Source organism: Tardiphaga sp., from assembly GCF_025356345.1.
In the GTDB taxonomy this organism is placed as follows: domain Bacteria; phylum Pseudomonadota; class Alphaproteobacteria; order Rhizobiales; family Xanthobacteraceae; genus Tardiphaga.
In genome coordinates this window covers 1-5,351 of record NZ_JANXTC010000422.1, presented here as the reverse complement: position 1 = coordinate 5,351, position 5,351 = coordinate 1, and the positions used below count along the sequence as shown (strand labels likewise).

At 63.0% G+C, this 5,351-nt stretch carries 6 protein-coding genes; 4 read left to right on the top strand and 2 right to left on the bottom strand.

All coding sequences use genetic code 11. The annotated features are described in order from the left end of the window. Nucleotides 1-73: 73 nt before the first annotated feature. Nucleotides 74-658, top strand: coding sequence for a peroxiredoxin (locus Q0S16_RS25975; protein WP_295855335.1), 585 nt, complete (start codon nucleotides 74-76; stop codon nucleotides 656-658). Nucleotides 659-676: 18 nt separating this feature from the next. Further along, complete coding sequence (locus Q0S16_RS25970) at nucleotides 677-1,633, top strand: NAD(P)-binding protein (RefSeq protein ID WP_295855332.1); 957 nt, start codon at nucleotides 677-679, stop codon at nucleotides 1,631-1,633. A gap of 58 nt (nucleotides 1,634-1,691) precedes the next feature. Here the strand turns inward: Q0S16_RS25970 and Q0S16_RS25965 are convergent, their stop codons facing one another. Then, nucleotides 1,692-2,384: a uracil-DNA glycosylase gene (locus Q0S16_RS25965; protein WP_295855330.1), complete on the bottom strand. Its 693-nt coding sequence runs from the start codon at nucleotides 2,382-2,384 to the stop codon at nucleotides 1,692-1,694. Beyond that, on the bottom strand, nucleotides 2,362-2,991 hold the full coding sequence (locus Q0S16_RS25960) for an NYN domain-containing protein (RefSeq protein WP_295855329.1): 630 nt from the start codon (nucleotides 2,989-2,991) through the stop codon (nucleotides 2,362-2,364). The genes Q0S16_RS25965 and Q0S16_RS25960 overlap by 23 nt, the downstream gene beginning before the upstream one ends. 361 nt (nucleotides 2,992-3,352) lie before the next feature. Between Q0S16_RS25960 and rpoZ the strand changes: the two genes are divergently transcribed. Both rpoZ and Q0S16_RS25950 read left to right on the top strand, forming a co-directional pair. After that, complete coding sequence (rpoZ, locus tag Q0S16_RS25955; RefSeq protein WP_295855326.1) at nucleotides 3,353-3,745, top strand: DNA-directed RNA polymerase subunit omega; 393 nt, start codon at nucleotides 3,353-3,355, stop codon at nucleotides 3,743-3,745. Between the two features lie 156 nt (nucleotides 3,746-3,901). Next, on the top strand, nucleotides 3,902-5,351 hold a 1,450-nt coding region (locus Q0S16_RS25950; protein ID WP_295855323.1), incomplete at its 3' end, for a RelA/SpoT family protein.

Here is a 5,351-nt window from a genome sequence, read left to right as displayed (position 1 = left end):
CATCGACAACATGATCGGGGATTGATGGGTTTCGCAAGCGCTCAACCCATCCTACGCATATGAGGATTGTTCGATGGCGCAATTGAACCTGCTTGAAGTTGACTGGAGCAAAATCCCGGCGCCCGAAGATGACGGCGCGGCCGCGCATCTAGCGGGCATGGCGATTCCGCAGCTCAGCCTGCGCGCCACCAACGACACCTCGGTCGTGCTGTCCGAATTGAAGGGCCGCGTTGTGGTGTTCGCCTATCCGCGCACCGGCGAGCCTGGCAAGATCTCGCTGGTCGACGATTGGGACATGATCCCCGGCGCGCGCGGCTGCACCCCGCAGACCTGCGCCTTTCGCGACCTGTTCGCCGAGCTGAAAGCCGCCGGCGCCGCCCACGTGTTCGGGCTGTCGACGCAGAGCAACGACTACCAGACCGAGATGGCGGCCCGGCTGCATCTGCCATTTCCCGTGCTGTCGGACGAGGCGCTGGACCTGGTCCACGCGCTCGATCTGCCGATCATGGAGGTCGCCGATCTCACTTTGATCAAGCGGCTGGCGCTGATCATCGACGATGCCAAGATCACGCATGTGTTCTATCCGGTGTTTCCGCCGGATCGGAACGCAAGTGACGTGCTGGCCTGGCTGAAGGCCAACCCGGCTCTAAATCGATAGGTCGGGCAGGGATTATTGATGCGGATCGGGATCGTTGGAGCCGGAATGGCCGGGTTGGCATGCGCCGAGGGTTTGGCCGGCCAGGGGCTTGAGGCCGTGCTGCTCGACAAGGGCGCAGGCGCGGGCGGCCGCATGTCGACGCGCCGGATGCCGACCGCCGCGGGCGAGGCGCAGTTCGACCATGGCGCGCAATATTTCACCGTCCGCGACGAGGATTTCCGGCGACGCGTCGACGGCTGGATCGCGGACGGTGTCGTCGCTCCCTGGCCCGCGGCTGGCAGCGAGGCCTATGTGGGGGTGCCCGCCATGAATGCGCCGGTCCGGCAGATGGCCGTGGCACAGACCGTTCACTGGAAGACGCAAATCACGCAAATCGAACGCGTTGGCCATGGCTGGCGCCTGTCGGTTGAACGCGGGGACGCGGTTGATGTGGATACCGTGATCCTCGCGGTGCCCGCGGAACAGGCCTCGGTCCTGCTGGCTTCCGTGGCGCCGGATCTGGCCGCCCGTGCGAATGCCGCGGTGAGCGAGCCGTGCTGGACGCTGATGCTGGCGTTTTCGGAGACCGTCGAGGTCGTACAGGATTGCTGGAGGGGGGACACCGTCATCGGATGGGCCGCCCGCAACTCGTCCAAGCCGATGAGAACCGGGCCTGAGAGCTGGGTCGTGCAAGCCGGTCCGGACTGGTCCAGGCGCCATCTTGAGGCTGATCCGGACTGGATTGCGGGGGCCCTCAAGCAGGCGCTGGCCGAGCTGCTGGGGTCTGAACTGCCGCCCTGCATTGGCATGGCCGCCCACCGCTGGCGTTTCGCGCGGTCCGGCGTGGAGGGATCGGGGTCGATTTTCGATCGCGACCGCCGCCTCGGAATTTGCGGCGATTGGCTGATCGGTCCGCGGGTCGAGGCAGCCTGGATGTCGGGCGACTTGCTGGCCAATCGAATCGCGCAATTGGCCGCCGGGCGGGTCGGCGATTAGCGGCCGCCGCCGCACGGACGCGTAACCGATCGACCACGTGCTGGCTTCGGATACGGAGCTAATTGGCGAGATCGGCCTTTACCCGCGCAAACACGCTGCGAAACATCTCGGGGGTCAGCACCCGCGTATTCGTGTTGTAGCGCGAGCAGTGGTAGCTGTCGTAGAGCTTGAAGCGGCCGGCGTCATGCACCGCGCCGTGGGCGAACGGGGCGAGCACGGCGCGGATGCCGAGCGTCTTCAGCATGGTGTCGTGGGCGACGCGACCGAGCAGAACGATGGCGCGCAACCGCGGCATGGTCTCCATGGTCGCGATCAGGAACGGCCGGCAGGTGTGAATCTCGACGGGCAGGGGCTTGTTCTGCGGCGGCACGCAGCGCACGGCATTGGTGATGCGGCAATCCTGAAGCGTCAGCCCGTCATCCGGCCGCGCTTGATAGGTGCCGGACGCAAAGCCGTAGTCCAGCAAGGTGGCGTAGAGCAGGTCGCCGGCATAGTCGCCGGTGAAAGGTCGGCCGGTTCGATTCGCACCCTGGACGCCGGGCGCCAGACCCACGATCAACAGCGCGGCGCTGGCGTCGCCAAACGATGGCACGGGCGAATTGAAGCCGGCGGGATCTTTGGCCCTGACCGCGTGGCGATAATCGACAAGTCTCGGACATCGCGGGCAGTTGCGGTCGGGATCGGTGGGGGGGCCGGCGGCAAGCGCGCCTGTCGCCGGCACCAGGACGTCAGTCTTCGAATTCTTCGTCATCGCCGCGGGGCGCCATCGTCGTTGCGCGCTGCAGGAATTGCGGCGTCTGGTGGCGCGGTTCGCGCGGGGCGGGCCGCTCGGCGGGATCGCGGCCGAGCTTGGCCTGAAGTTCGACCAGATCGGTAAACACATCGGCCTGACGGCGCAACTCGTCCGCGATCATCGGCGGCTGGCTGGAGATGGTCGAGACCACCGTCACCCGGACGCCGCGGCGCTGCACGGCTTCCACCAGCGAACGGAAATCGCCATCGCCGGAGAACAGCACGATCTGGTCGACATGCTCGGCCAGCTCCATCGCATCGACCGCGAGCTCGATGTCCATGTTGCCCTTGACCTTGCGGCGGCCGGACGCATCGATGAACTCCTTGGTCGCCTTGGTGACGACCGTATAGCCATTGTAATCGAGCCAATCGATCAGCGGCCGGATCGACGAATATTCCTGATCCTCGATGATCGCGGTGTAATAAAAAGCGCGGACCAGCGTGCCGCGGCTCTGGAATTCCTTGAGCAGGCGCTTGTAGTCAATGTCGAAGCCAAGCGTTTTGGCCGTCGCATACAGATTGGCGCCGTCGATAAAGAGCGCGATCTTATCGGATGTGGGGGACATCAAGTTTCTCATAAGGTTTGTTGTGAGTAACGTTTTTGGCGCGGCATGGCCGTCGCAGCGCATTTAGTAAAGTATCATCCACACGTTGGCGGATTGATTCGGTCGGATATCGGACAAATGACAATCAGAGAGCGATAAGCTCAACCTGTTGCCGATGCAATAAAGCGTTTTGGTGGTCGTTAACCGGAGATAGGGCGGGAATGCCAGTACCGTCGTCGCCCCGACTAAGGTACCATGATGCAGCAGTACTATACGCGCGATCGTCGAAAACACAAATTGGTTCTTGCGAAAAGTGCCAAGCGCCTATACCTAGCACGAATAATCATCAGATTTGGCCCCATCACCAACGGAGCGACATTTAATGGCGCGCGTCACTGTCGAAGATTGCATCGATAAAGTCGATAACCGTTTTGATCTGGTTTTGCTGGCCGCGCACCGGGCTCGCATGATTTCGTCGGGAGCGCAACTTACGGTTGATCGTGACAACGACAAAAATCCTGTCGTATCGCTGCGCGAGATTGCCGATTCGACGATTTCACCCGAGGATCTTCGCGAGGAACTGGTGCATTCGCTGCAGAAGTTCGTCGAAGTCGATGAGCCGGAGCCGGACACGATCCCGTTGATCGGCTCGGCTGGCGCCAGTGTTGATGCCGACGATACCGAAGTCGCGGTCGAACGCATGACGGAAGAAGAGCTTCTCAGGGGTCTTGAAGGTCTTGCCCCGCCGGAAGAGCAGCCCGAGGAAGACGAGTAATAGGTATCGGCGCCAGTTCGCCGGACCGTTCTTCTCATCAATTCTTCGCAAGGCCCGGATCAATCTCCGGGCCTTTGCTTTTGCCGACACTTTCAGGGCAAACTTGTGTCGAACAATGCAGGACGCAGACGCGATCCTGACGCAAGTGAGGCCTCCATGGCGACTTCGCGCCGTACTCCACGGCAGATGCAGGCGGCGAGCGATGTGATCGCGGTGCCGCCGACGTCGCCCGACGTGCCAGTCCCCGACGTGCCGGTGAAGGTGCCGCGCGCCTCGCGCGCCCGGATGATGCGACAATATGATCTCGTCGAACGGGTGCGATCGTACAATCCCGACACTGACGAGGATATGCTCAACCGGGCCTATGTCTACGCGATGGTCGCCCATGGCGAGCAGACCCGGGCCTCGGGCGATCCGTATTTCACCCATCCGCTGGAAGTGGCGGCGATTCTCACCGATCTGAAGCTCGACGACGCGACGATTGTCGCGGCCCTGTTACACGATACGATCGAGGACACCGAGGCGACGCGGGCCGAGATCGACCGGCTGTTCGGCGCCGAGATCGGCGCGCTGGTCGAGGGGCTGACCAAGCTGAAGCGGCTGGAACTGGTGTCGCGCGAGGCCAAGCAGGCCGAAAACCTGCGCAAGCTGCTGCTGGCGATCGCCGACGATGTTCGGGTGCTGCTGATCAAGCTCGCCGACCGCCTGCACAACATGCGGACCATGGAATTCATGCCGCCGGCCTCGCGCCGTCGCATCGCCGAGGAGACCCTCGACATCTATGCGCCGCTGGCTGGCCGCATGGGCATGCAGGAAATGCGCGAAGAGCTCGAAGACCTGTCGTTCCACACGCTGGATCCGGAAGCCTATGCGGTGGTGATGCAGCGGCTCGACGCGCTAGCCGACCGTAACCGCAACCTGATTGGCGAGATCGAAACCAGCCTCTCCAAGAACCTGCAGAAGAACGGCGTCGCCGCGCGGGTCTATGGCCGCCGCAAGCAGCCGTTTTCGATCTGGACCAAGATGGAGCGCAAGTCGGTCGGCTTCGAGCAATTGTCCGACATCTACGGCTTCCGCGTGGTGATGCCGGATGTCGAGGCCTGCTACCGCGCGCTCGGCGTCGTGCACACCACCTGGCCCGTCGTGCCGGGCCGGTTCAAGGACTACATCTCGACGCCGAAGCAGAACGACTATCGCTCGATCCACACCACCGTGATCGGTCCCGGCAACCAGCGCGTCGAACTGCAGATCCGCACCGAGGAAATGAACCAGATCGCAGAATTCGGCATCGCGGCCCATGCATTCTACAAGGAAGGCATGGGTTCGCCGACCGAGCGGCTCGAGCACGAATCCAGCGCCTTTGCCTGGCTGCGCCACACCGTCGGCATCCTCTCGGAAAGCTCCAATCCGGAAGAGTTTCTCGAACATACCAAGCTCGAGTTGTTCCACGACCAGGTGTTCTGCTTCACGCCGAAGGGCAAGCTGATCGCGCTGCCGCGTCAGGCGAACGTGATCGACTTCGCCTATGCCGTGCACACCGATGTCGGCAATTCCTGCACCGGCGCGCTCGTCAACAGCATGCCCGTGCCAATGACGACTGCACTGC